A 25,665-nucleotide genomic window follows, 5' to 3' on the forward strand; every position below is an offset into this window, starting at 1 on the left:
GCGCCAGTTCGCGACGAACTCCGCCGTTCGTTCCGTCGGCCGTACGACCGTGGTGGCTACGCCCTGAACAACCGACGTGGGAAGTCGGCCAGCGTCTCCGCGCCGGTTCCCGTCACGCGGAACGTCTCGCTGATCTCCATCCCAATTTCTTCCGTCCAGATACCGGGGATCATGTGGAAGGTCATGTCCTCTTCGAGGACGGTCTCGTCGCCCGGGCGAATGCTCGCGGTGTGCTCGCCCCAGTCCGGCGGGTAGCCGAGCCCCATCGAGTAGCCGATCCGGTCTTCCTTTTCGAGGCCGTACTGGGCGATCGTGTCGCGCCAGGCCTTCTCGACGGCCTCGCAGGTGACCCCAGGCTCGACGGCGTCGAGGGCCGCTTCGATCCCCTCGACCACAATGTCTGCGGTTCGCTCGAGTTCCGCGGGCGGGTCGCCGACGAACGTCGTCCGGGCCAGCGGTGAGTGATACCGGTGACGACACCCCGAAAGCTCGATGATGACGGGATCGCCATCCTCGAACGGGCGGTCGGTCCACGTGAGGTGTGGGGTTCCGGTGTGGTCGCCTGAGGGCATCAGCGGGACGATCGCCGGGTAGTCCCCGCCGTACGCCTCGGTGCCGGTGATCAGGGCGTCGTAAATCGCGGCCGCGGCCTCGTACTCTGGGACGCCCTCGGTGATTGCGTCGAGGCCCGCCTCCATCGCGTTCTCGGAGATGCGAGCGGCTTCGCGCATGTACTCGAGTTCCTGCTCGGACTTCTTGACCCGGACCCAGCCGACCAGCAGCGTCGCGTCCTCGAATTCGGCTTCCGGGAGGTTCTCCTGCAACCGGGTGTAGGACTTCGCGGTGAAGTACGAGGCGTCCATCTCGAGGCCGATTCGGCCGTCAGCGACCTCGAGATCCTCGAGTACGCCCGCGACGTAGTCCATCGGGTGGAGGTCGTACGGCGAGTGGACGTGGTCGTCGCTGTACGCCCGAATGCTCTCCTCGGAGAGGGTGGTCGTCGCCCGGGCGCCGTTTGCGTCCATCTCGCGGCCGACCCAGACCGGCTCGTCGCGGTCGACCGTGACGACGACAGCCTGGTGGACGTAGAACGACCAGCCATCGTAGCCGGTGAGATAGTTCATGTTAGCCGGGTCGGTGACGACGATGGCGTCGAGTTCCTCCTCTCGCAACCGTGTTTTCGCTCGCTCGACCCGACGTTCGTACTCGCGTTCGTCGAAGACATCTCGAGACATGGTAACAGGCCCTGTAGTGGTGGTCCACCAGGAATACTAAAAGTTTTTCGTGTATAATGGATACAGATACCGTTTACTTCTTCCCCCGGTCGTCGCTGCTGCCGAGTCCGACCAGTCACTCATACCCACCCTTTACCCGTTTCGCGCCCTATCTATAGCTAGATGACAGCCGCGTTCGAACTGGTCGACCTCGAGGAAGCGGACACCCCCGGTGACGAGTGGGAGGAAATCGACGTCACCGATACGGAAGCCGACCGCATCGCCCGCAAGCGCGACCGCGAGTTCGAGCAGTTCGAGGAACGCATCAAGGACGCCGACCAGTTCAAGGTCGAACAGTCGGTGTTCGACGACGCCACCTTCGCCGCGCTGTACAAACTCGTCCAGGACGGCTACGTCGAGGCCTTCGGTGGCCCCATCTCGACCGGCAAAGAGGCGAACGTCTACCACGCTCTCGGCGACGACCGGGAGGTCGCCGTGAAGATCTACCGGATCAACGCCTCGAATTTCCGCCAGATGCGAGACTACCTCGAGGGCGACCCCCGGTTCGAGGGACTGGGCGGTAAGAAGAAGGACGTCGTCCTCGCCTGGGTCCGCAAGGAGCTGGCCAACCTCGAACGTGCGCGCGCCGCCGGCGTTCGCGTTCCGGAGCCAATCGCGGCCGAACGAAACGTTCTCGTGATGGAGTACCTCGGGAACGACGAGGACGGTCGAGCGAAGCGCCTCGGCGAGGTTCACGTCGAGAACCCGCAGACGGCCTACGAGGTGATTCGGGAGTACATGCGTCGCCTCTACTCGGCCGGCCTGATCCACGGCGACCTGAGCGAGTACAACGTCATCGTCCACGAGAATCAACTCATCGTCATCGACCTCGGCCAGGCCGTCACCGTTCACCACCCCAACAGTCGGGGCTTCCTCGAACGCGACTGCCACAACGTTGCCTCGTTCTTCCGGCGACAGGGGCTCGAGGTGACCGACGACGAGGTTCTCGAGTTTGTCACCCAGCCCGAACCGGACCCGACTCGAGCCTAACACGGTGGAATTTCGACACCAGGTATAACCGTATTTTAGGAAATTATAGATAAATTGAAGACAATTCCCAATAGGATAATTTAAATACTATCAACGTACCAACGAATGTATGGTGGAACAAGGTGCACATCAGGACCGGTGTCCCGAATGTGAGGGGACTATCCGATCGACGGAGACGGAACAGATCTGTAGCCAGTGTGGACCCGTCTGTCGGGAATACGCGATCGATCCTGGACCGGAGTGGCGAGCCTACGACGACCAGGACCGATCCCGGCGCCGAACTGGCGCGCCGCTCACGCGGTCACGACACGACCGCGGTCTCTCGACCGAAATCGGCTACGGTTCGGGCACGCGTCTCACCGGCCGAAAACGTCGTCAGTTCGCCAGACTCAGGCGCGAACACAACCGCGCTCGCATCGCGACGAAAGCGGATCGAAATCGCGTCTACGGATTTACCGAGATCCGTCGCATTCGGAGTCGCCTCTCGCTACCCGTATCCGTCCGCGAACAGGCGTGTACCCTCTTCAAATCGGCCCAGTCGGAGAACCTGTTGCAGGGTCGGTCCCTCGAGGGGTTCGCCGCGGCCTCGGTCTACGCGACGTGTCGAACGCGGTCGATCGCCCGCACTATCGACGAAATCGTCGCCGTCTCCCGTGCCAGCGAAAACGAACTCAAGGCCGCCTACGACGCCCTCAACCGCGAACTCGGCCTGCCGACCGGTCCGATCGACCCATCCCAGTACCTGCCGCGGTTCGCGTCGAAACTCGACCTCGATGCCGATGTCGAGCGACACGCCCAGGAACGCGTCGACGCCCTCCTCGAACAGGGTGTGATCGGTGGCCGCAATCCGGGCGGCGTCGCCGCTGGCTGTCTGTATCACGCCTCGCTCGTTCTCGACTGTGAGACCATCACCCAGCAGGCCGCCGCCGACCTCGCCGACCACGATCCGATCGGCGGTCGAACTGGTCGACCAGGTGGAGTGAGGATTCGGAGCGATTATTTTCGCATTGATCATTTCCGCAGTGGACGACGCCGAGTGCGAGTAGCGTCTACGTCGTCCGCAAGTTGTTCGTACTCGGCTCGTAGACCTCGCCTTTCGTCTTGAGCTTCTCGATCTCGTGTTCGGCTTTCGACTGATCCATGCCGATCTCGTCCGCCCGCTCGAGGACGACATCGATCGGCGCGCCCTCGTCGTACTCCTCCTCGACGTCGCTGATGAGTTGCTTGATGTTCTTGATCCGGTCGCGCTGGGACTTTGAGGTCCCCGCCTCCACGATGTCCGCGTCGAACTCTCCGGTCTCGGGGTCGACGCCGATGTCCTGGAGACACGAGCGAACGATCTCGATCACACGCGTGGCGTCTTCCTCCTCGACCGTATCGGAGAGGCGAATCCGTGCGCTGGCTTCCGACAAGCGGACCAGGCCCTCGAGCTTTCGGGCCGTCACCGGCACCGCAGCGTCCTCGTCGGTGCCCTTCGAGCGGAGGTCGACGTAGAAGTCCCGGATCGCCTCACGGGCCTCCTGGCTCATCCGCGGGTGGCAGTTCTGCTTGGCGTAGGCGATGTACTTACGCAGCAAGTCGGCGTCGATCACCGGGTCGACCTCCTCGGTCATCGCCTCGATCTCCTCGGTGGAGACGTCGAGCTGGGGCATCTCCCGTTGCTGGGTCGTCAACTCGCCGGCGTAGTTCGTCGTCAGGATGTGTTCTGCCAGATTGCGATCTTTCTCCTCGTCTGGCTGGTCCGTGACGGTGAATATCAGGTCGAATCGCGAGATGAGCGCCGGCTCGAGGTCGATCTGCTCGCTGATGGGTTCGTAGTGGTCGAAGCGGCCGTACTTGGGGTTGGCTGCGCCGAGCAGCGAACAGCGGGATTTGAGCGTGGCGTTGATGCCCGCCTTCGAGACCGAGATTTGCTGTTGCTCGAGGGCTTCGTGCATAGCGCTGCGATCTTCCGGGCGCATTTTATCTAACTCGTCGACCGCTGCAATTCCCTGATCGGCGAGGACGAGGGCACCGGCCTCGAGGGTCCACTGTTGGCCGTCGCCAAAGTCGTCGCGAACGGCAGCAGCGGTAAGCCCTGCCGAGGACGAGCCTTTGCCCGAGGTGTAGACCGAACGGGGTGCGATGTTCTGGATGTACCCAAGCATCTGAGAGTTATGTGAGATGATCCCGTTCGAGATGTAGTTGTGTGTACCTTCGATTTCGAGGTCATAGACCCAATCCTCTTTGGGTTCTATGGATCTGATGGACGCTATTTGTGCCGTTGTGGCACAGTCTGATCCACCGTCTGCGAGCGCCGGTGTTGGCTTCGAACTACTTGAGAAATCTCGAGGTTCCGGAACTGCCGCGATCGTGTCGTCGCGTTTCAGTTCTCCCGCACGGCGTGGCGAAAACCCGCGATCGGTTGCGACAAACAACGGATGCGACGGCGTCACTTCGATTTCGCGCCCGCTCGAGGTCCGAATTCGATACAGCTGATCGGGCGCTTCACGCTTCCAGACCTTGGTGGCTCGTTGATTCGATATGGTGCCGTCATGTTGAAGCGAAGGCACTTGCAGGTCAATTTCGTCCCACCAACCGTCGTCGATGGGTTTCGGATCCTCGAGGTTCGACTCGACGAGTTCCCGAATAGGTACGTTGCGCCCGTCACTGAGCGTCACTCGAGTATCACCCGAAACACATTTCCCCGTACCAGGATCTCCGATAAGTAGCATGTGCAGGTCCCCGCGAATCCTCGAGCCGTCGGGTAACTGCTTCGTCACGCCCGAGAACAGCTGAAGCATCATCGCGAGCTTTTCCTCTTCGTAGCCGTAGATGGCCGGCGCAATGGAGCCGACCATGTCCTCGTAGACGTCCTCGCGCTGGGAAATCTCGTAGATCTGTTTCTTGTCCTCGTCGGTGATGTCCATGTCCTCGAACTGTTCCTCGTCGACCCTGACGGACATTCCCTCCATGTAGAAGTCGAAGATGGGCGACTTCTCCTGCTGGTTGCCCTGTTGCTCGAGGCGCAGGACGCCCACCGCAGAGACGTGATCGCCGGGGGTGACCTCGCCGGTGATGTCGTCCTCGATGTTGACGTCGATGGCCTGGGGCGTCTCACCGCCGCGCAGTCCCTCGGGGCTCTCCTGGATGCGCAGTTTCTGGGAGTCGACGAATTCGGACTGGTCGAAGTTCACGCGGAAGGGGCCCTGTCGCTCACAGCCCTGGCACTCGTGGGGTTCCTGGAAGTCGCCGGTCGACTGGGGGATTCGCGAGAGAGTGCCACAGAGCTGGCACTCGAAGGCGGCCTCCTCGATCTTCGGGCGGACGTCGGTAGCCTTCCGGACGATGCCGCGCACCTGGACGAGGGTGTTCATGTGGCGGGCGCGAATCTCGCGGATCTCGGGGGACTCGGTGTCCGGGAGGGTGTGGATGCGGACGTGGGCCTGTCCAAGGCTGACGTCGATCGGCAGGTCGTAGAGTCGGAGGGCTTCCTCGGCGTAGCGCTGGAGCTGTTCTGGCTGGTTCAGGAAGTCGTCGGCCAGGTCCGGGTCGAACCGGTAGAGGTCCTGCCAGTCGACCGACAGCGAGCGCTGTTCGTTGGGGTAACGCTGGGCGAGCTGCTTGATCTCGTTGTCGTAGTAGTTACGGAAGAACTGCTCGAACGCGTCGACGAGTTCAGAGTTGCCCGCTTGCGCCATTGAAATCGTCTAGGGTCGCCATGGGGTATAAATGGTCGTATAGCCGGCTGAAAGTGGTCAGCCTGACTCTCTTGTTCCCTGAGTAATTCGACCACCCGAGACGTTCGAGACTCGTTGTTCGGTAATAGTATAGATGGTATAGCGAGGATCAATATCGTTCGTACGAGGTGACGGCTGCTGTCACTGCTGTCTCGCCGGTGGGTCCCGGCTCGCGATTTTGCCGAACAGGACCCGGTTGTCCGCAACCGCGCGGTATCCCCACTCTCGCAATCGACCGTGTCCGGGGAGTCGCCGGAACGCTCGAGCCACGAACCGGTCGGGCGTCTCGAGGCGGGCCACGGCCTCCTCGAGGGCTTCGCCGCAGGAGTAGACCCGGTCCTGGGTGAGGAGGTGGGCGCAGGTTTCGTAGTCGTCGGGCAGTCGGGCGAGTTGATCCGGCGAGAGGTCCTCGAACCCGACGAGCTCGAACGCGCCGCGGGCGTCGGCGTACTCGGCACACCAGGTACAGAAGCCACAGTCGTCGTCGTAGACGAGTCGCGGTAGTGGCGTTGCTGTCATGTCCCTATCGACGGCCGGCCGGCCGAAAGGTCTGTCCCTCGCTGGTTTCAGTCGTCGGTCGCCGTTCTTCCTCGAGCACCGGTGCGACCGTATCACTGGCAGTCCTCGAACGCTGCAATGACCGTGACCGATAGAAACCAACGCATCGATACGACCAGGTTCGCGATTACTGCAGGCCGAACGAATTTCAGGGATTCGTATCGTATACCGGACGTATGAACGCGCTGTCGTCGCGGCTGAGGCGGTGGTTCGTCAACGGGATCGTGATCACGATTCCGATCATCGTCACGCTCATCGTCCTCCTCGTCGTCTTCGAGTTCCTCCTCGGTCTCCTCTCGCCGGCGATCGCCGGCGTCGGCTACCTCTGGGACAACGAGCCGTCGACGGCGGTCATGCAAGTGCTGACCATCCTCGCGCTGCTCGCGTTCTTCCTCCTCGTCGGGCTCGTCGCGGAGTACACCCCCGGGACGTACCTCTCCCATCGGTTCCACCGCACGTTCGAGGCGATTCCCGGCATTGGAACGATCTACACGAGCGTTCGCCAGGCGAGCAACGTCCTGATCGACGACGACGTCGACCAGTTCGAGGACGTCAAACTCGTCGAATTTCCCCACCGAGGCGCGCACGTCCTCGGCTTTCTGACCGCCGATACTCCGACCGTGATCGAGGAGAGTGCGGATGCGGGGGACATGCAAACGATCATGATCCCGCTCGGCCCGAATCCGATGACGAACGGGTTCATCGTCCACGTCCCCGACGACGCCGTCTCCGACGTCGACGTCAGCGTCGAGGAAGCCGTGCGAATGACCGCGACGCTCGGCGTTGCGTCTAACGGCGTGGACGAGGATCGCTGATTTACTCGATGCCCTCGAAAAACGTCGTCCGCTGTGAGAGCGTCGGCACCTACTCCTCGAGCAACCGTTCGACCATCTCGTCGGGGTCGAATCGCTCGATGTCCTCGTAGCCCTGGCCGACGCCCAGGAAGAGGATCGGCTTGCCGGTGACGTGGGCCACCGAAATGGCTGCCCCGCCGTTCGAGTCGGCGTCGGCTTTCGTGAGAATCGTGCCGTCGATCTCGGCGGCCGCGTTGAACTCACGAGCACGGTTGACGGCGTCCTGGCCGGCGACGGCCTCGTCGACGAACAGGATCATGTCGGGATCGACGACCCGGCCGATCTTCTCGAGCTGGTCCATCAGCCCCTCGTTGGTGTGGAGGCGCCCGGCAGTGTCTCCGAGGACGACGTCGATGTCGTTGGCCTCGGCGTACTCGACGGCGTCGTAGAGCACGGCCGCGGGGTCGCCGCCCTGGTCGTGGGCGATAAGTTTGGTATCGCGTGCCCGGGCGTGCTCGCCGATCTGTTCGTTTGCACCGGCGCGATAGGTGTCGCCGTTGGCCATCACCGTCGAGTAGCCACGTTCCTCGAAGTACCGGTCAAGTTTCGCAATCGAGGTCGTCTTGCCGACGCCGTTGACGCCCGTGAAGACGATGACGACCGGCCTGTCCTCGATGGCGATTCGCTCGTCGAAGTCGAACTGACCGACGCTGATCACGTCGTAGATGGCGTCCTTCAGGGCCTCCTCGACGACCGCGCCCGTCGAGGTGGTGAACGTGCGCGTCTCGCCGACGAGTTCCTCGCGGATGTTGTCGACGATCTCGTCGACGACGCCCATTTCGACGTCACTCGAGAGCAGGGCCAGTTCGAGTTCCTGGAGTGGCCCCTCGAGGTCCTCTTCCTCGATGACGAACTTGCCGCGGACGAGTGATTTGGCCTTGCGGCCGAAGCCGATGCCGCCGGTGTCGTCTGCGTCGGTTTCGGCTTCAGCTCCGGATTCGGCTTCAACTTCGGTTTCGGCTTCGACTTCGTCCTCGAGGCTCTCCTCGTCTTCGAATTCGTCCTCGAGGCCCTCCTCGTCTTCGAATTCGTCTCCCTCTTCGCCCACCAAACCGCTTTCGACGGACCCCTCGTCGGTCGTGGCTTCCTCCTCGAACGCTCCGTCTTCGACGGGTGCAGCGTCGGTCTCTGCAACGGGAGCGTCGGCTCGAGGTTCGGCGCCAGCGTCAGTTGTCTCCGCGACCTCGCGTTCAGATTCGGTACCCGCACCAGCGGCCGTTTCGTCCTCGAAGTCGGACTCGACACCCGAGCGCGAGTCGGACGCGGTAGCTGCCGCCGTCGCTGCTGGTCCGTCCTCGGCGTTCGGTTCAGATTCCGGTTCCGCGGGTTCCGCCTTTGACGCGTCGACCGGTTCCTCGAGGTCGCCGTCCTCGAGTTCGTCCTCGTCGACGTCTTCGACGTTCGCCTCCGCGGCTTCTTCGGCGTCCTTGCGGAAACTGCCGAGTTTCTCCTTCAGGTTGTCGAACATGGGCGTCGCCTACGTTACTCGTCGAGACCCTGATCCGATCCCGGACCCTGGCCCTGACCCTGCATCTGCTGCATCTGCTGTTGCATCGCCTGCTGCTGGAGCTGCTGAGCTTGCTGTTCGAGCTGACCGCTCTCGCTCTCGAGTTCCGTGATCTCCTCCTCGAGGTCGTCGATTCGATCGCCGAGGCGGTCTTTCTTGTGCTCGAGCGTCTCGGCAGCGCCGTCCTGGTCCCGTTCGATGGCGTAGTCGGCACCGAGTTCGACGATAATCTCGTCGATGTCGTCGATCGTCGCTCGAACGTAGGCGCCGCCGCCCAGGGGAACCTGGACCGTCGAGCCGGTCTCGAGTTGTTCGATGGCGTCGGTCGCTTCGTCGACGGCGTCCTGTTCGTCCCGGACTTGCTCGACCTCGCCCCGGAGGACCTGGATCTGTTCTTCGATCTCCTGGAGCTGCTGGGAGAGTTCCTGCAGCTGTTGCTGACTAGCGCCCATCAGTGAGCCACCTCGGTTGCGGCGTCGGTTCGCGCGTGTGTCGCCTCGCGGCTATCGATTGTTCGCATGGCTATTGGTCCGTCAGGCAGTCGGAAGAATGTTCCCTTCCCTGCCGACCCGACTACTCGGGATCGATGAATCCGGGCTCCGAGACGCCAGCCGTGCTCGAGACCATCCCCACCGTAGGCTCAAGCGTTTTTGCCACGCCGACCGAATGCCGGGTATGCCCGAACTCGAGCCGGATATCCTGCTCCCCTCGCCTCGGATGCGATCGCAGGTTTCCGACGGCGAAATCACCCAGATTCACCGCGGACGGGCCTACGCCGAAGTGGGCGATACGTTCGTCGTCGACGACGCGATGTTCGAGGTCGTCGACGTCACGGAGCGAACCCTCGGGGATCTGACCGACGCCGACGCCAGAAGAGAGGGCGTCGAGAGCCTCGAGGCGTATCGCGACCTGCTCGAGCGCGCTCACGAGAACTTCGAGTGGGACGACGAGAGCGAGGTCGTTCGCCATCGGTTCGAGCGTCGGGAGTAGGGGGTGAACACCGAGCATCGGGGGTAGTGAGTGACGTTCGAGCGTCGGGAATCGGTGACGAAGCGGTGAAGTGTAGCCGCCGCTCGAGGTCGCCAGCGCTCACGCGTGCACTGTAGAGGAGAACCCGCTGGCCGACCCGGCCAACGCGGGCAAGAAACACCCTCAGTCGATGTACCCGAGTGCGTCCTCGATCCGGCCCAGCTCCGGTCCCGTCGTGTCTCTGCCGACGACGTACCCCTGGGCGTTGGCGAGCAGGCCAGAGCCGACCAGCGGCGCGCCGTAGTTGATCGTCCCCACGTCCGCGCGGACGTTGAGGGCGTCCTCGAGGGCGTCTAACTCGCCATCAGTGGCTTTGGGATGGCAGAGGACGCCGTCGTTCGTCGCCACGGCCGCGGTCCCGACCGTTCGGACGCCGGCGAGGTCGCCGCGCTCGACGGGCACCTCGAGGGCATCCCCGACGACCTGGACGGCTTCCCGGGGAAGGTCGGGGTGGACGTACGCGCCGTAGTCGTTCGCCAGGACGACGTTTCCGGCGGCGTTGATCTGTCCGGGCAACTCGGTGACGGGTACGTCGAGGGTCTCCTCCAGCCGTTCGCGCTCGTACTCCAGGACGCGCGAACTGACGAGCAGGCCGTTCTCGTTACCCATCGCTAGCGCACCGACGGTCGAGGAGCCGCCGACGGTCGTCTGGACGGCCTCGACCGCGAGTTCCTCGGCGAGGTCCGCGACGAGGTCGTCGTCGGCGTCGGGGCGGACGAACAGGTGCGAGTCGGTCGTACGGGCGAAGACGCCGATGTACGACGACCCGCCGAACGCGGCGCGAAGCAAGTTACTCGGCGACCTCGGCTTCGACGATCGCCTCGCCGGCGTCTTCGAACCGGGCGGCACGAACGCGAAGCTTCCGTGGCGGGTTCGCGCGGCCGTTGGCCCAGATCTCCTCGTTGATCGAGGGATCGAGGCGGATGGCGTCCTCGTCGACGGCGAAGTGTTTCGCCAGGTGCTCGCGGACGACCGACATCGCGTAGTTGGCGGCCTCGTGGTTTGGCCCCTTCTTCACGTCACGCAGCGGGACGGTGACGACGCGTTCGTCGAAATCACTTGCACTCATGGTTACTCGTCAGTGTCGTTTCGACGCCAGTTGCGTCGCTTGGGGTTTCGCTGCACGTCCATGTCGGTCTTGAGCATGACCCACGCGGGGACGCGGCTGTTCTGGTTCTCGAGTTTGGCAAGCCGCTTTTTCTTGCCCTTCGATTTTTTACCCATAGTGGACGCAGGTAACCGACGCTGGCTTAAAATCTTGTCCATCTGGCCGTCGAGGACTCGCGTGCACTCGGGCAGTCCTGGATGCTGACCCAAATCCCCATCCGCGACTACCCGCTTTCCGTACCCGTGACTTCAGGCATCTAGGGGCACGTCATGATCGTCCGTCGAGGCACGCTCGAGCGACACGCCCCGAGTCACCCTTCCTCGAGCAGATAGTGCTCGATGTAGGTTGTGACGGCCTCGAGGGTCGCCTCGCTGACGGTCGTCGTGTACCGCCAGTTCTCGACCCCGTCGTAGCCGTCGTGGCGGTAGAACGAGTCGTGGTCGTGACAGGTCGTGCCGTGGAATTGCGTCCCGCCGCCGACCTCGTCCGGGCCCGCGTAGGCGGTCGCCATCGGCGACACCTCGAGGGTGTCCTCGTCGACGCGGACGGCGGACCCGAGGTCGTGTTCACACCGGCTGTCGATCACCGTCTCGACGACGTTGCCGGTGAGGAACGTGTGGAACGCCTCGTGGATGGCGACGTTCTTCGTCACGTCGCGGGAGTCCCACGTCTCCGTGGCGCCGAGATTGGCGACGACCTGCGCGTCCTCGCCTTCGACCGCATCGACGTGGTGGTTCGGCCGCCGGGTGCCGCCGTATCCGACCGCGTAGTGAACCGGCCCCCACCAGCACAGGAGGTGGCTACATCGCCCCGTGACGGCCCCTCGCTCATCGAGCACCTCGGCGAAGGCGTCCAGGACGCCCTGCTGGGTCGGTGCGACGGCGTCTCGCGGGGAGGACCCGGACGCGAGCGAGAGGTCGACCTGGCCGCCACGTTCGACGATCACCTCGATGTCCTGGAGCCGTCCCTGGTCCACGGCGTACGCCGTCACCTGGTCGAACGCGTCCCTGATGGCATCGAGGGCGTCCTCGTACGGCGGCGGCCAGCCGCTCGAGACGCCTTGCCAGCCGTAACGGGCCCAGCCGGTCGTCGGGAGGGCGCCAGGGTAGACGCGGAGGTGGACCGGACCTTCGGTGACCGACGTGGTCGTCGTTTCGGTGGTCGAGGAGAGAACGGCCGCGCCGCCGAGGGCAGCCAGCACCTCTCGTCGGGTCGTGACGCCGTCGACGAACGTGTCGTCTGTGGCACCGGTCGTTGTATCACCCGTCGTGTCGTCCGCCGTGCCGGCCGTTGTGTCCGCTGTCGTACCGACTGTCGTTCCGTCACCTCCGGAATCACGGGATCCGTCGGCCTCGGTCATGAGGTCGGTCGATCGTGGCCCGCTTCGACCACCGCGGTGGCGGTCGCGCTCACGGACGCGTTTGCGTTCACGACAGTCAGGTCGCGACCGACGTCGACCGTCCCTGTCACCTCGATCATACCTGTTCTGTTACAACAGAACCTGGTATTACTCTTCTCGCTGTATTTCGTCGATAACTTGTGTTACAGAATCTCTAATGGTTGTTCGATGACTCTACTTGAATCGAGATGTACGCGTACGTATCACAAAACAGTCTATTTCTGATGACGGTCGTTCGAGCGATACTGACGCGGGTTTCGGACTGTCACGAACGACGGATAGTGGGCGGAGAGAACAGGTGGTTCGTCGACGGGACACGGGACGTTGAAACCGATTCGGGCGAGGGGCGTAGTGAACCGACTACTCGAGCGGAAAGTCGCGGTGAACCGGCTACCCGAGCGAAAGTCGCGGCGAACCGGCTATTCGAGCGGGAAGCGCCCGCGGGTCTCGTAAACGGGGCCGTCGTCGGTGAGTCGGCTCTCGGTGAGCCGAATCTCGTCGACCATGGTCGTGCCGACGGTCGACGAGCGCTCGCGTACGACCGACTGGACGCGCTCTTTCCCGCCGGCATGGTCCATTCGCGCGAGGGTGACGTGGGGCGTAAACTCATGGTCGTCGGCCTCGAAGCCCATCGCCGTCGTCCGATTCTCGACCGCCGCCTGGAGGCGCGTCAGTTCTTCGCTTCCGTCCTGGACGCCGAGCCAGACCACGCGGATGTACTCGAGACTTGGGAAGACGCCCAGGCCAGTGAAGCGGGCCTCGAACGGGTCGATCCCGGCATCGTCGACGGCGGCCTCGAGTTCTCGTTCGATGTCGGGCACGCGGTTGGGATCGACGTCGCCGAGGAAGACGAGCGTGATGTGCGCCTGCGTCGGGTCGGTCAGTCGGATTCCCGAGGCGTCAGAGAGCGGTTCCTGGACCGCGGCGACGACGTCGGCGAGCGATTCCGGGAGGTCGACGCTGACGAACAGTCGCATACCGGTGCTACGGCGCGTACGGGCTTGAATGCTGGTGGCGGGCGTGGCAGTCCTATAACTACAGAAATTATATTCTTATACTATGAAAACCATATCATATATCAAGGGCCGATCACGCCCGAGCTGCGTCCACCACGGTCGCCGCGTCCGCGATTATCGCGAACTCGCGGTTGAGGTGGGCGAGCGCGAGTCGATGGCTCGTCTCGGCGTCGTAGGCCCTGCCGTCGTGGCCCTCGCGGTCGAACGCCGCCGTGGCGTCCGCGACGACGACCGGGCCGAAGCCGCGGTTCTCGGCCATTCGGGTCGTCGTCGACACGCAGTGGTCGGTGGTGAAGCCACAGAGGACGACCGTCTCCACGTCCCAGTCACGCAGGCGTTCCTCGAGGTCCGTCTCGACGAACGCGCCGTTGACTCGCTTCTCGAGAACGGGCTCTCCCGCCTCGGGCTCACCGACGGCCTTGAACGCGTTTCCCGGCTGACCCGCTCGCAGCGGCGAGTCCGCCTCGGTCGAGCAGTGTTTCGCGTGGACGACCGGCCGCTCGGTCTCGCGCCAGGCCGCCAGCAGGTCGGCGATTCGCGCCTCGGCGTCGGGATTGTTACGCTCGCCCCAGACGGGGTCGTCGAAGCCTCGCTGGACGTCGACCAGGAGCAACGTCGCGTTCGCGGGGAGCGCGGTCTCGAGTCCGTTCATGCCGATAGGTGTCGCTCGAGTGCGTTGAACGCTTCGACCAGCGTTCGAGGCAACTCCTGCGGTCGTTCGCTTTGCTCGAGCGCGCTGCCTGTCACCAGGCCTCGATCGCGACACGCCGCCTCGTTCACCAAAAATGGCAACACGCCGTCTCGCTCACAGCAGAGGGTGACCACCGCTCGCTCTCAGAAGGTGTGACATGCCCTCTCATTCCCAGAAGAGGGAAATACTGGGCAACCCAACGTCCCCACGATGCTGCTGGTCCTCTGTGTCGACCTCGACGACGACCTCGGTCGGAAGACCGGATTCTCGACGCCAGTCATCGGCCGCGAGGACGTCGAGGAGGCGGCCGTCGCCCTCGCAACCGCGGACCCGGAGGACTCCGACGTCAACGTCGTCTTCCAGGGACTGCACATCTACGACGACCTCGACTCTCGCGACGAGAGCGTCGAGGTCGCCGTCGTCACCGGTCTCGAGGGATCCGACGTCAAAGCCAACCGCAAGGTCGGCGACGAGGTCGACACCGTGTTGGCCAGCCTGACGACGGGCGAGGACGTCACCGCGTTGCTCGTCACCGACGGCGCCCAGGACGAGTCGGTCGTTCCGATCATCCGCTCGCGGGTACCCATCGACGGCGTCCGCCGGGTCGTCGTCCGCCAGGCCCAGAACCTCGAATCGATGTACTACACGATGAAGCAGGTGCTGGCCGACCCCGAGACCCGGGGGACGGTCCTGATCCCGATCGGGATCTTGCTCCTGGTGTACCCCCTCGCGCTGCTCGGGAGCCTGTTCAACCTGCCGGGGCTGATGCTGGGGGTGACCTCGGCACTGCTCGGCCTGTACCTGATCTCGCGCGGCCTCGGCCTCGGCGAGCACCTCGACGAGAGCGTCGAGCGACTTCGGCTCTCGCTGTACGCCGGACGGATGACCCTCATCGCGTACGTCGTCGCCGCCACGCTGATGGTGCTCGGGGGCGTCAGCGGTCTCGACACGATCGAGACCGTCCAGGACGAGACCGGCGGGGGCGTTCCGGTCGTGCTCGCGGCGTTCGTCTACGGCTCGATCCAGTGGATCGCGGCCGCCGGTATCACGACCAGTCTGGGCCAGATCACCGACGAGTACATCGCCGGGAGCCTCGAGTTGCGCTACCTCAACGCCCCGTTCTACGTGATCGCGATGGCGATCGTTCTCCACGCCGTGAGCGCCTTCTTCCTCGATCGGGCCGGCATCCCGTACCTCGCGACGGCATTGACGGGCGGGACGCTCCTGGGGATCGTGAGCACGCTCACGTTCGCCGTCGCGGAGTCGCGCCTGGCGGAGGGGAGTCGACGCGCCGAGGGTGCCTGACGGCCGATGACAGGTGCACGCTGCCACGCAAACGCCCGTACGAACTGATACAGCGGGTAACAGAGTATTTATACGTCCAGTGAGTGGCAAACGGGTATATGGGTGAACGTCCGGAAAACGACGGGGTCGCGTCTTCACCACCCGGCGCAGACGCCTCCTTCTCGGCACTCTATCGAACGCTCGTCGACGCCGTCCCCGGTGGGGTCTGTCAACTCGATGCGGACGGTCGCCTCGTCGCCGTCGACGACGCCCTCGTCGAATTGACGGAATACGACCGCGAGGAACTGGTAGGTGCACACGCCTCTGCGCTCCTCGCAGACGACGACGCGGACCGGGACCGACTGGACGCCGAATTTCGATCACGACTGACGACCGACACGGCCGACGTCTCGACGCTCGAACTCACGATCCGAACCGCCGCCGGCGAATCGATTCCCTGCGAACTTCGACTCAACGTCGTGTCGGCCGACGGGCCGTCCCGAGGGGCGGTCTGCGTCGTCAGCGACGTGTCCGACCGGGTGCGACGAGAGGCCGAACTCGAGAGCGTCCAGGACGCGTTCGAGTCGATGGCGTCGGTCCTCGACGAGGCCGACGTCGGCGTCTTCCTCCTCGATTCGGACTTCGAGATCGTGTGGGCCGACCGGACGATCGAGCGGTTCTTTGGCCTCGACCGGGAGGCCGTCGTCGGCCGCGACAAACGCGACGTGCTCGAGGAGACGATTGCGGACCGGGTGGCCGATCCGGAGTCGTTCGTCGACGTCGTCCGCTCGAGCTACGAGGACAACACCGTCTCCGAGCGATTCGAGTGTCGCCTCCGACCCCGAGATGGGGCCGATGAACGGTGGCTCGAACACCGGAGCAATCCGATCACGGCCGGTCGGTACGCGGGCGGGCGAATCGAACTCTACTACGACGTCACGGACCGGAAACGATCCGAGGTCGCGCTGTACGAACGGGAAGAGCAGTTGCGGACGCTGGTCGAGGCGGTCGACGAGTACGCGATCTTCATGCTCGATTCCAGTGGACAGGTCGTCACGTGGAACACGGGTGCCCGGGAGATCAAGGGTTACACCACCGACGACATCGTCGGCGAGCACTTCTCGACGTTCTACCCGGAGGAGGACGCCGCGGACGGGAAACCGGAGCGTCTCCTGGCGACGGCACGCGAGGAGGGACAGGTCGAGGACGAGGGGTGGCGCGTCCGGAAGGACGGCTCGCGGTTCTGGGCGAACGTCGTCATCACCGCGATCAGGGACGACGGCGACCCGGTGGGGTACGCGAAGGTCACGCGAGACATGACTGAGCGGCGAGAGCACGAGGAGCAACTCCGTCGCGAGCGCGACCAGACCGAGCAACTCCTGCGGACCTCGCCGATCGCGATTTCGGTCCGGGACGCCGACGGCTCGCTTCTCCTGGCGAACCACCGCGCGAGAGAGCTGTTCGGCCTCACGGAGCCGGACCTCGCCGGGGGCCTCGACGACTTCGAGGAGTGGACGATTTCGCACGCTGACGGCACGTCGTTTTCGCCGTCGGATCGGCCTGCAGTTCGCGTTCTCGAAACCGGAAATCAGGTTCTCGACCAGAAAGTCGTCGTCGAACGCCCCTCCGGTGACCGGATATGGCTCTCCGTGAGCGCCGCCCCCGTGTTCGACGACGGCGGCGACCTCCAGCGAATCATCACCACGGCCGAGGACATCACCGGGGTCAAAAAACGCGAGCAACAACTCGAGTCCGAACTCGGGGAACTGCTCGGGCGCATCTCCGACGCGTTCTACGCACTCGACGAGGGGTACCGGTTTACACACGTGAACGAACGTGCTGAGGAACTGCTCCAGGCCAGCGAGAACGAACTGCTCGGCGAATCGCTCTGGGAGGTGTTTCCGGAGGCAGCCGAGATCGACGAGGTCTGGGACGCGTTCCACACGGCGATGGATACCCAGGAACAGACCAGTTACGAACGCTACTTCGACCTCCTCGACTTCTGGGTCGAGGCGAACATCTACCCCTCCGAAACCGGCGTCTCCGTCTACTTCAGGGACGTCACCGAGCGCATCGAGCGCGAACAACAGCTGGCCGAATCCGAGCGACGCTACCGCACCCTCGCCGAGCACTTCCCGAACGGGGTCGTGATGCTGTTCGACGAGGACCTCCGGTGTACGCTCGCGGCGGGACAGGCGTTCGAGAATCTGCCCATCTCCGCTGACGAACTCGAGGGACGGGTGCCGGTGGAGATGATCGACGAAAGCGCCAGCCGAGCGCTCGAGTCGGCCTTCCAGGAGGCACTCGACGGAACCGAGCAGTCGATCGAAGTCGAGTACGGGGGTCGGCAGTGGTCGATCCACACCGCACCGATCACCGACGTCCAGGGCGGTTCCACGGCCGGAATGGCGATGGCCCAGGACATCACCGAGCGCAACGAACGCATCCAGAAGCTGGAGCAGTTCGCGAGCGTCGTCTCCCACGGCCTGCGCAATCCACTGGGTATCGCCCAGATCTACACCGACATGGCGCGGCGGGACGGGAACCCGGAGGACTTCGATCAGATCGAGCAGTCCCTCGACCGCATGGAGACGATCATCGAGAACTTATTGACCACATCGCGCGAGGGCCGGACCGTCTCCGACCCAGATCCCGTTTCGCTCTCCGAGACCACGACGGAGGCCTGGCAGAACGTCGAGACGGCCGAGGCGACGCTCGAGGTGGGCGACGACCTCGGGCGGGTGCTCGTCGACGAGGACCAGCTCCACTCGCTCCTCGAGAACCTGTTTCGAAACGCCGTGGAGTACGGTGGCGAGGCGGTCACGGTCCGCCTCCGATCGCTCGAGGACGGGTTCGCCGTCGAGGACACGGGGCCGGGAATCCCGCCCGAACGACGGGACGAGGTACTCCAGTACGGCTACACGTCGGGTAGCGGCACCGGCATCGGGCTCGCGGTCGTTCGCGATATCGCCCAGGCTCACGGCTGGGAGGTCTCGATCACGGACAGCGAAGACGGCGGCGCTCGCTTCGAGTTCCACGGCGTCGAGACGGCCTGACGGTCGGCGTTAGTACTCTCCCAAACGTCGACTGATGCGTGAAACCGGATGATCGCTATCGGTTTCACCCATCAGCTCAGGCCTGGAACGCCACTAGCGTTCTCGCTCGACGACGAACTCCGCCAGCTCGAGCAGGTAGTCTCGCGCCTCGGCGTTCACGACGTCGACGGTCCCGAGCGCGTCGATGGCCCGGTCGGCCTCCGCTCGGGCCCGGCCGTTCGCCTCGGACGGCGTCATCTCCGTAATCTGCACGAGCGACGGACGCTCCATCACGGCGTCGTGTCCGGTCGGCTTGCCGAGCGCTTCGGGGTCGGCGACGGCGTCCAGGACGTCGTCGCGGATCTGGAAGGCGACGCCGACCCGTTCGGCGTACTCGCCGAGGGCTTCGACCGTGAACGTGTCCGCGTTGGCCGCGATGGCGCCGAGTTCGGCGGCCGCCCGGAACAGCGCGCCGGTCTTGCGCCGGGCAAGGGTCATGTACTCGGCTTCCGTCTTGGGTTTCGCCTCGAGTTCGGTGGCCTCGCCGACGCCGAGTTCGACCATCGCCTCGGAGACGACCTGCATCGCGGCGGGGTCGCTCGAGAACAGCGCGAAGGCTTCCCCGAGGAGGCCGTCGCTGGTGATGATCGCGGGGCCGTACCCGAGTTCCGACCAGGCGCTGGTGGTACCGCGCCGGAGTTCCGAGCGGTCGATGATGTCGTCGACGACGAGCGATGCCGTGTGGACGAGTTCGATGCCGACGCCGAAGTCGACGGCGTCGCTCGCCTCCCCGCCAACGGTCTCACAGGCGAGGACGGTCACCGTCGGGCGGACGCGTTTTCCGCCGGCGAGGGTGGCGTGACGAACGCCGTCGTTGAGCGCCTCCGGCTCGACGCCGTCGACGACCTCGATGAGTCGCTCCTCGAGGAGCGCTCGACGGTGCTCCAGCAGTTCCATTGACAGGGCTTAGGACGGCCCTCAAAAGTAGGTGACGGTTGCCACCACCGTCTTCACAGCGCGCGTCTGTAGCCACAGGCCGGACAGTACAGCGCGTCGGAACGAACGAGGAGGTAGCTCCGCTCACAACGACCGCACGACCCGGCGATGGAGGCGCCCAGCTCTCGAGCCAGGCCGCTCACGGTGCCTTCGAGCAACTGCTGGCGCCGCTCGGTCGCCTCGAGTCGAGCGAGCACGGCCTCGAGTCGCTGGTCCGTTCGTCGCGCGGCGGCGCCCCGTCCCGCAGGTCTCCGTCCGGGAACTCCGCGTCCAGTGTGGCGTTGTTTGGCGTTCATACGCGTAATACGCCTCACGGGGAGAAAAGCGCGTTTTCACGCCTGGTGGTACGTTCACCAGGCAACGCCATCGACGGCCACAACGCTGAAGACGTCCGTTTCCCTTGTACTGCGTGGCGACGGTGGCCAGCAACAGCAGAGGTGGTGGAACGGCCATGAACGTCGCCAGGGGGTACGTCCCTGCTCCGATGGTGCCGGGCTGTGCCCAGGTTGCTGGATGTCGCGAACGGTTGTCGTTTGCTCGTCGTTCGATATGTCTTGTCGTTTCAGATACGTTCTCGATACGGTATAGACGTTCTCTACGCGCCTCGTCGTGCCGTATTTTGTCACTGCCGCGCTCCGTCGTGCCGTGTTTCGTCGCCACCGTACTTCATCGCTACCGCGCACGTCTACGACGACACCTGAGAGCGACGCCGACAACGATCGTTTACGTCGCTCCACACGCGGGTAAGCGACGGTTACACGCCGCCGGGGCGACGATGAGGCGGGAGATCGGCTCCAACGGACGTTACATCCGAACGACGTGCACGCGACTCGAGGCCAGAAGGGTTATGACGGTAGTCGCATATTACTACTCGATTCATGACTGGCGACCCGTCGTTCGTCGACCACTTCGACGATCCACGGATTACGACGCAGTTCTGCCGCCAACTCTCTGGCGAGACGGACGTGACGCTCCTCGGCGTCGTTCACGATCACCCTGCAAGCATCGCCCGCGTCGAAACGGTCCTGGAGTACCTCGAGCCCGACACGCTGGCCCTGGAACTCCCGGGTGCGGCCGTTCCGCTGTATCGAACCTACGCTCGCGACAGCGAGGGGACGCCCTCGCCCGAGTTCGGCGGCGAGATGGCGGCCGCGATTCGCGCCGCACCGGAGGCGGACGTCGTGGGCATCGACGCCCCCAACTGGTCGTTTCTCCGCCGCCTCTCCACCCGCCTGCTCGCCGACCGCGTCCCGGCGTCGACCGCTCGACGGGTCTTTTCGAGTCTCAGTGGGGCAACGCGAACGGCGCTGACCTGTCGCGTCGCCGCCACCGTCTCGAACGCGACGTCGGTGACCATCGCCTGCGGCGATCCAATCGAGTACGCCTGTTCACCGGACGATTCACCCGCGACGCAGGCCGAGCACGAGCGACGACACGTCTCCGGCGTCAAAACGCTCCTCCAGCTCCAGGACGACGGGCCGGACGCGACGACGTACCGCGACGAGACGCGGGAGTCGTGTATGACCGACCACCTCGAGTCGCTCCGGGCGGAGGGGTCGGTCGTCGCCGTCGTCGGCGTCGATCACCTGCGGGCGCTCGAGACGGCGCTGGCCGATAGTGACAGTGACGGCGGCTCGCAGCGGTGACGGCCCGCGAGAACGATGGCATAGGGTGACGACGACACGCAACAACGACGGGACGAAAATACGTACGCGAACGTGGACGCGGTGACGACGAACTCGATGGGCCGACCTGCACCGAGAACACGGATTCTTCGCGGCTACCGTCTGAGCGGCGAGACGCACACCCGGCAGTAGGTGAACGTCGGCTCTCGTTCGTTCGGCGCACCGCAGTGCGGACAGGCCGTCGTCTCGCCGTCGACATCGAGTTCGGCGTCGAGTGAGTCGGCGCCGTCGTGGTGAGTGCGACCCCGATCCAATCGCGGCGCCGACTGCAGGCCGGCGTGCTCGCCGTCGGTGACGGACGCGGGAAGGCCAGTCTCGCCGTCGCGGCGCGCGTACGCGTAGTAGAGCACCAGGTGGAGTAAGGCGAACAACAGCACGTACCCGACGAGCCAGACCCAGAGGCTCATTGGTGTGCTATACGTTCTCAACCCACTTGGCTATTACCCGAACTATCGCTCTCTGTGACGGTCACAGGCTCGAGAAAACGCTCGCTGTCAGTTCGTTCGGCGTCCGGGCGGCGTCAGGTCGCGCTGGAACTCGTCGAACTGCTCGAGGCCGTCGTCCAGGTCGTACTCGATTTCGCGTTCGGCCTGTCGGTTCTCGCCGGCGTCTTCCAGCGGAGTCGCGACGTCTTCCCAGCCAGGTTTGATCTTGATGCTCTTCGCGGGCATGCCGACGGCGATGTGGTGGGCCGGCACGTCGTTCTGGACGATGGCGCGGGCGCCGACGATGGCGTTCTCGCCGACCCTGTTCCCCGCGCGCACCATTGAGTCGTAGGTCAGGCGGACATCGTCTTCGATGACGGTGTGGAAGTTTCGGACTTCGGTCTGGTCGACGACGTCGTGGTCGTGGCTGTAGAGGTGTGCGCCGTCGGAGATGGAGACCCGGTCGCCGATCGTGAGCTTGCCGCGGTCGTCCAGGTGGACGTCATCGTGGATTATCGTGTTGTCGCCAACTGTAATGTTGTGGCCGTAGGTGAACGTGATCCCCTTGAAGAAGCGGCAGTTCTCCCCGCACTCCTCGAAGAGGTGGTCGGCGAGCATCTGTCTGAACCGGAGAGCGAACTCGACGTTGTCGGCGATTGGCAGGCTGTCGAACTGTCGCCAGAGCCACTGGAGGTGTTTCGACCGCTTGAACTTTGCTTCGTCCTTCTCGGCGTAGTACTCGCTCTCGAGGGTCGTGTTACAGGGGTCGTAGCTCTGGAGTCTGACGAGTTCGGCCGACGAGACGTCGCCACCGGCTTGCCAGCGCTCGTAGGCGTCCCGGTCTCCCGAGAGGTCGATGAGCACGTCCTCGACGACCGAACAGGTACTCTCGTCGCTCGAGAGGCGCTCGTCGACGGTCGTCACGAACTCCCGCATCCCCGCTTCCGCCTCGTCCGGCAGCGAGACGTACCGCTTGGTCATGTGGCGGTGTACTGTGGCGAAGGTCATAGACGTTCGGTTCTCGATTTTCTCTCCCTCCCGAGAGCTATCGATATCGGAGTAGCCCGACGCTACCGATCGATCCATACCGAGGATTCGTCGGTAGCGATTCCCCGAACTCGAGAACGGGTTCTCGAACTCGAGATCGAGTCTCTCTCGCTCGCGAATCGGTTTTACCATCAGTACCGACTGTTTGGGCGTTCTCCGATGGGGCACGCTTGGCGACCATCGGAACTGTTCGAGCACGGCGATCGTTCGAACGACGCACGAGCGCGGCGAGAAGACGGAAAGCGGCTGTCGTGTCGAGATTCGGTGCCAGCGGACCGATCAGAGCGACGTTCCAGCGACGAGTGGACGCGAGGGCGTGATGAAGTCGGTGTCGACGATTCCGTCCTCGAGGTGGTCGTCGGCGTACATGACGCCCTTCTCGCCGACTGTGACCAACCCGGCCGCCTCGAGGGCGGGCAGGTGCTGGTGGGTGAGGGTGGTCCGCACGTCCGCTTCACCGGCACCGACCTCGGCGGCAACTTCCGAGGCGAGGACGGCGACGGAGAGCGGTTCGGACGCGCCGTCGAGCACGGCGAGAGCGACTCGTCGCCGCTCGTTCGCGAGCGCCTCGAAGATGGCGTCCCAGTTCGTGTCGTTGCGTTCGGTCGTCTTTCGGATGGTCGCCCCGTCCAGGACGAGGTCGTCGGGCAGCGAGACGGCGCCCGCCTCGCGGTCCCACGCGAGCAACCCGGCGTCCTCGAGCAGGGGTAATTCGACGTGAACGAGTGCGGTTCGGCGCTCCTCGTACTCGTCCGTGGTGACCGACGCGGCCGGTCTTCCGCGCTCCTCGGCGGCGAGTTCTCGGGCCAGTTCGTCGAGCGTGACCGAATCGATCCCGCCCTCGCGCCGTTCGCCGACGAACGCCAGAATACGTCGCCGTCGTCGGCTGGTAATGGCGTTGAACGTCGAATCAATCGACAGATTACGTGCCGCAGAGTCCGTCTGGCTCATACAACCGCTGCTTACTACCAGAGTCGGTTAAGCATCGTTCCAAAACAGATAGGTGGTCTATCAACGGTCGTGAAATGAACGTTACCGATACTGTTCAACATCAGAACCGGACGCCACCGTTCGCCATCCAAACGATCGTCGACCGTCTCCCCGCCACGCCAACGGGTTCGGGACGAACGAGCGACGTTCCGCACGCCCTAAGTTCCCTCGCTCCCAAGCCCGAGATATGCAGTATCAGACGCTCGGAACCGCCGATGTCGAGGTCAGCGAAGTTGGCTTCGGCGCCTGGGTCGTCGGCACCGACTGGTGGGGCGACCGCTCGGAAACCGACGCAATCGAGATGATCGACCACGCCCTCGACCGGGGGATCACCTACTTCGACACGGGCGACGTCTACGGTCACGGGCGAAGCGAGGAACTCGTCGGGGAGGCCCTCGCGGACGTGCGCGAGGACGTCACCATCGCCACGAAGGTCGGCTACGACTTCTACAACAACCCGCAGGCGGGCCACGGCGAGTTGCCCAAAGCGATGGACCCCGACTACCTCCGGGAGGCCGTCGAGCAGAGCCTCGAGCGACTCGACACCGACTACCTGGACGTCCTCCAGTTGCACAACGCGAACGTCGACGAGATTACCCCGGACGTCCTCGAACTCCTCGACGAACTCGAGGAGGAGGGCCTGATTCGCGCCCGCGGCCTCGCGCTGGGTCCCTCCATCGGCTGGCTGGCCGAGGGCGACCTCGCCATCGAGGAGGAGTTCGACTCCCTGCAACTGGTCTGGAACGTCCTGGAGCAGGAGGTCGGCAACCACTTCCTCGAGACTATCGAGCGCACCGGTTCATCGACGAGTCTGATCCCCCGGGTGCCTCACTCCTCGGGTATCCTGAACGAGCAGGTGACTCCCGAGACGGAACTCGACGCGGGCGACCACCGCGGCTTCCGTCCCGACGCGTGGTACGAAACGGGCTGGGAGAAACTCGAGACGTTGCGCTTCCTGGAGCGCGCGGAACGTAGTTCCGTGGATACCTCGAGCGGGCGAGGTCCGGGAGAGAGAGACGGCGAGCGAACCATGGGTCAGGCCGCTATTGCCTGGCTCCTGAGCCACGAGTCGGTCGCCAGCGTCACGCCGACGTTCCGCACCGCCGACGACATCGACGAGTGGGCGGCCGCCAGCGACGTGCCAAAACTGAGCGACGAAGAACTGGCTCGCGTCGCCGACCTCTACGAGGACGACTTCGGCATCGACCGCGAAGACGGCATGGACTCGCTCCGGTCGTCGGTCGAGGGCGAAGACATCCGCTCGGCGGGCCTGGACAAACTGGCCGCCGACTGATCGCATCGCCTAGCTGACGAGGACGACGGTGACACTCGAGGTCGACTCGCGCTGACGAATCGATTCGTTCTCGAGCGCCGACAGTCCTGATCTGACGAACCTTCTTCGACTGCGGACTAACCACGAATACGAACATTCTCGTCGGTTGGCCCGAGAGTGATGGCTATGTCGTCCCCCGAAACCTCTCCCCCGGACGGGCCGGACGGAACGGAACACGCGGTCGAACCGGCCGAACCAGCCCCCTCGAGCGAACCGAACGCACCGGATGTCCGACCCGCCACGATGAACGGCCTCCTGGGCGGTCTCGTCGCCGTCTTCGCCTCTTTTCTCACGTTCTCGGTCCTCCTGGGCGGCATCGTCGCCGGCTACCTCGAGGGGGCCGACCAGGAGGACGGGATCATCGCGGGCCTGTACGCGGGCTTCGTCTACGCCGCGCTGATCGTCCTGCCGCTCGTGCTCGGACTGGGGCCAGTCGTCGGCGTCGGCGAACTGATCGGTGGGCTCGAGTTCGTCGACGGGGGCCTGATCCTCTTCATGGTGTTCTACAGCACGTTCGCCGGCGGGTTCGGCGGCTGGGTCGGCGCGTACCTGAACGGCGAATTCGGTGACGTGTTCGGTCGCCTCTAGCGCGAAACGGTTCGCTGCCCGCTCGTCACGGACGTCACTTTTTCTCGAGATCTGTGTTTGACTTCGACTCCAACTCCAACTTCGACTCCAACTCCAACTTCGACTCCAACTCCGACCCCGAATCACGGAACGCCATG

The 25,665-nt window shown here is 64.3% G+C and carries 26 protein-coding genes; 9 read left to right on the plus strand and 17 right to left on the minus strand.

Going from position 1 to position 25,665, the window contains the following annotated elements:
* Positions 1–56: 56 nt before the first annotated feature.
* The gene (locus NGM15_RS13095; protein ID WP_253431722.1) at positions 57–1,235 is read right to left on the minus strand and encodes a M24 family metallopeptidase; all 1,179 of its coding nucleotides are present in this window, start codon (positions 1,233–1,235) and stop codon (positions 57–59) included.
* Positions 1,236–1,397: 162 nt separating this feature from the next.
* Here NGM15_RS13095 and rio1 point away from each other — a divergent pair, with 162 nt between their 5' ends.
* Both rio1 and NGM15_RS13105 read left to right on the plus strand, forming a co-directional pair.
* On the plus strand, positions 1,398–2,264 hold the full coding sequence (gene rio1 / locus NGM15_RS13100; protein ID WP_253431725.1) for a serine/threonine-protein kinase Rio1: 867 nt from the start codon (positions 1,398–1,400) through the stop codon (positions 2,262–2,264).
* A 109-nt stretch (positions 2,265–2,373) separates the two neighbouring features.
* Positions 2,374–3,369, plus strand: coding sequence for a transcription initiation factor IIB (locus tag NGM15_RS13105; protein WP_253431728.1), 996 nt, complete (start codon positions 2,374–2,376; stop codon positions 3,367–3,369).
* Here NGM15_RS13105 and NGM15_RS13110 read toward each other — a convergent pair.
* Together NGM15_RS13110 and NGM15_RS13115 are read right to left on the minus strand one after the other, a co-directional pair.
* Positions 3,314–5,944 (minus strand): ATP-binding protein, encoded by a 2,631-nt coding sequence (locus tag NGM15_RS13110; protein ID WP_253431731.1) that lies wholly within the window; start codon positions 5,942–5,944, stop codon positions 3,314–3,316. The genes NGM15_RS13105 and NGM15_RS13110 overlap by 56 nt on opposite strands.
* Positions 5,945–6,124: 180 nt before the next feature.
* The gene (locus NGM15_RS13115; RefSeq protein ID WP_253431734.1) at positions 6,125–6,502 is read right to left on the minus strand and encodes a thiol-disulfide oxidoreductase DCC family protein; all 378 of its coding nucleotides are present in this window, start codon (positions 6,500–6,502) and stop codon (positions 6,125–6,127) included.
* A gap of 215 nt (positions 6,503–6,717) precedes the next feature.
* Here NGM15_RS13115 and NGM15_RS13120 point away from each other — a divergent pair, with 215 nt between their 5' ends.
* Positions 6,718–7,356, plus strand: coding sequence for a DUF502 domain-containing protein (locus NGM15_RS13120; RefSeq protein WP_253431737.1), 639 nt, complete (start codon positions 6,718–6,720; stop codon positions 7,354–7,356).
* A gap of 49 nt (positions 7,357–7,405) precedes the next feature.
* Here NGM15_RS13120 and ftsY read toward each other — a convergent pair whose 3' ends face one another.
* Together ftsY and pfdA are read right to left on the minus strand one after the other, a co-directional pair.
* Entirely contained in the window at positions 7,406–8,863 is a 1,458-nt protein-coding gene (ftsY, locus tag NGM15_RS13125; RefSeq protein ID WP_253431740.1) for a signal recognition particle-docking protein FtsY, read from the minus strand.
* Positions 8,864–8,877: 14 nt separating this feature from the next.
* Positions 8,878–9,354 carry a prefoldin subunit alpha gene (pfdA, locus tag NGM15_RS13130; RefSeq protein WP_253431742.1) on the minus strand — a complete coding sequence of 159 codons (477 nt, stop codon included), beginning with the start codon at positions 9,352–9,354 and terminating at the stop codon, positions 8,878–8,880.
* Positions 9,355–9,577: 223 nt separating this feature from the next.
* On the opposite strand from pfdA, the gene NGM15_RS13135 reads away from it, so the two are divergent.
* Positions 9,578–9,892: an ASCH domain-containing protein gene (locus tag NGM15_RS13135; protein ID WP_253431745.1), complete on the plus strand. Its 315-nt coding sequence runs from the start codon at positions 9,578–9,580 to the stop codon at positions 9,890–9,892.
* A 162-nt stretch (positions 9,893–10,054) separates the two neighbouring features.
* On the opposite strand, the gene NGM15_RS13140 is transcribed toward NGM15_RS13135, so the two are convergent.
* The 7 genes from NGM15_RS13140 to NGM15_RS13165 all read right to left on the minus strand — a co-directional run bounded on the left by NGM15_RS13140 (position 10,055) and on the right by NGM15_RS13165 (position 14,106).
* On the minus strand, positions 10,055–10,720 hold the full coding sequence (locus NGM15_RS13140) for a translation initiation factor IF-6 (RefSeq protein ID WP_253431747.1): 666 nt from the start codon (positions 10,718–10,720) through the stop codon (positions 10,055–10,057).
* 1 nt (position 10,721) lies between these two features.
* Positions 10,722–11,000, minus strand: a complete 279-nt coding sequence (locus NGM15_RS13145; RefSeq protein ID WP_253431751.1) for a 50S ribosomal protein L31e — start codon at positions 10,998–11,000, stop codon at positions 10,722–10,724.
* Between the two features lie 2 nt (positions 11,001–11,002).
* Positions 11,003–11,155 carry a 50S ribosomal protein L39e gene (locus tag NGM15_RS13150; protein ID WP_253431754.1) on the minus strand — a complete coding sequence of 51 codons (153 nt, stop codon included), beginning with the start codon at positions 11,153–11,155 and terminating at the stop codon, positions 11,003–11,005.
* A gap of 194 nt (positions 11,156–11,349) precedes the next feature.
* Positions 11,350–12,399 carry a hypothetical protein gene (locus NGM15_RS13155; protein ID WP_253431757.1) on the minus strand — a complete coding sequence of 350 codons (1,050 nt, stop codon included), beginning with the start codon at positions 12,397–12,399 and terminating at the stop codon, positions 11,350–11,352.
* Positions 12,396–12,518, minus strand: coding sequence for a hypothetical protein (locus NGM15_RS18735; protein ID WP_256498870.1), 123 nt, complete (start codon positions 12,516–12,518; stop codon positions 12,396–12,398). Before NGM15_RS18735 ends, NGM15_RS13155 begins: the two co-directional genes overlap by 4 nt.
* Before the next feature lie 339 nt (positions 12,519–12,857).
* Positions 12,858–13,415, minus strand: a complete 558-nt coding sequence (thpR, locus tag NGM15_RS13160; RefSeq protein ID WP_253431760.1) for an RNA 2',3'-cyclic phosphodiesterase — start codon at positions 13,413–13,415, stop codon at positions 12,858–12,860.
* A gap of 112 nt (positions 13,416–13,527) precedes the next feature.
* Positions 13,528–14,106, minus strand: a complete 579-nt coding sequence (locus tag NGM15_RS13165; protein ID WP_253431762.1) for a cysteine hydrolase family protein — start codon at positions 14,104–14,106, stop codon at positions 13,528–13,530.
* Positions 14,107–14,355: 249 nt separating this feature from the next.
* On the opposite strand from NGM15_RS13165, the gene NGM15_RS13170 reads away from it, so the two are divergent.
* Together NGM15_RS13170 and NGM15_RS13175 are read left to right on the plus strand one after the other, a co-directional pair.
* Positions 14,356–15,450: a DUF373 family protein gene (locus NGM15_RS13170; RefSeq protein ID WP_253431765.1), complete on the plus strand. Its 1,095-nt coding sequence runs from the start codon at positions 14,356–14,358 to the stop codon at positions 15,448–15,450.
* A gap of 98 nt (positions 15,451–15,548) precedes the next feature.
* Complete coding sequence (locus NGM15_RS13175) at positions 15,549–18,485, plus strand: PAS domain S-box protein (protein ID WP_253431767.1); 2,937 nt, start codon at positions 15,549–15,551, stop codon at positions 18,483–18,485.
* Positions 18,486–18,578: 93 nt separating this feature from the next.
* Here NGM15_RS13175 and NGM15_RS13180 read toward each other — a convergent pair whose 3' ends face one another.
* Positions 18,579–19,421 carry a polyprenyl synthetase family protein gene (locus NGM15_RS13180; RefSeq protein ID WP_253431768.1) on the minus strand — a complete coding sequence of 281 codons (843 nt, stop codon included), beginning with the start codon at positions 19,419–19,421 and terminating at the stop codon, positions 18,579–18,581.
* 53 nt (positions 19,422–19,474) lie between these two features.
* Positions 19,475–19,756: a hypothetical protein gene (locus NGM15_RS13185; RefSeq protein WP_253431770.1), complete on the minus strand. Its 282-nt coding sequence runs from the start codon at positions 19,754–19,756 to the stop codon at positions 19,475–19,477.
* A 582-nt stretch (positions 19,757–20,338) separates the two neighbouring features.
* Here NGM15_RS13185 and NGM15_RS13190 point away from each other — a divergent pair.
* The gene (locus NGM15_RS13190; RefSeq protein WP_253431772.1) at positions 20,339–21,106 is read left to right on the plus strand and encodes a hypothetical protein; all 768 of its coding nucleotides are present in this window, start codon (positions 20,339–20,341) and stop codon (positions 21,104–21,106) included.
* A 134-nt stretch (positions 21,107–21,240) separates the two neighbouring features.
* Here NGM15_RS13190 and NGM15_RS13195 read toward each other — a convergent pair whose 3' ends face one another.
* The 3 genes from NGM15_RS13195 to NGM15_RS13205 form a co-directional block, all read right to left on the minus strand.
* Positions 21,241–21,552, minus strand: a complete 312-nt coding sequence (locus NGM15_RS13195; RefSeq protein WP_253431774.1) for a DUF7577 domain-containing protein — start codon at positions 21,550–21,552, stop codon at positions 21,241–21,243.
* Positions 21,553–21,639: 87 nt separating this feature from the next.
* Complete coding sequence (locus tag NGM15_RS13200; protein WP_253431776.1) at positions 21,640–22,551, minus strand: acyltransferase; 912 nt, start codon at positions 22,549–22,551, stop codon at positions 21,640–21,642.
* A gap of 345 nt (positions 22,552–22,896) precedes the next feature.
* A complete protein-coding gene (locus NGM15_RS13205; RefSeq protein ID WP_253431780.1) occupies positions 22,897–23,568 on the minus strand; it encodes a DUF7344 domain-containing protein in 672 nt (223 codons plus the stop codon).
* Positions 23,569–23,794: 226 nt separating this feature from the next.
* Here NGM15_RS13205 and NGM15_RS13210 point away from each other — a divergent pair, with 226 nt between their 5' ends.
* Both NGM15_RS13210 and NGM15_RS13215 read left to right on the plus strand, forming a co-directional pair.
* Complete coding sequence (locus NGM15_RS13210) at positions 23,795–24,901, plus strand: aldo/keto reductase (protein ID WP_253431782.1); 1,107 nt, start codon at positions 23,795–23,797, stop codon at positions 24,899–24,901.
* 165 nt (positions 24,902–25,066) lie between these two features.
* Positions 25,067–25,528 carry a DUF5518 domain-containing protein gene (locus NGM15_RS13215; RefSeq protein ID WP_253431785.1) on the plus strand — a complete coding sequence of 154 codons (462 nt, stop codon included), beginning with the start codon at positions 25,067–25,069 and terminating at the stop codon, positions 25,526–25,528.
* The last annotated feature ends 137 nt before the right edge of the window (positions 25,529–25,665 follow it).

The sequence above is a fragment of the Natronosalvus halobius genome, from assembly GCF_024138145.1.
Classification (GTDB): domain Archaea; phylum Halobacteriota; class Halobacteria; order Halobacteriales; family Natrialbaceae; genus Natronosalvus; species Natronosalvus halobius.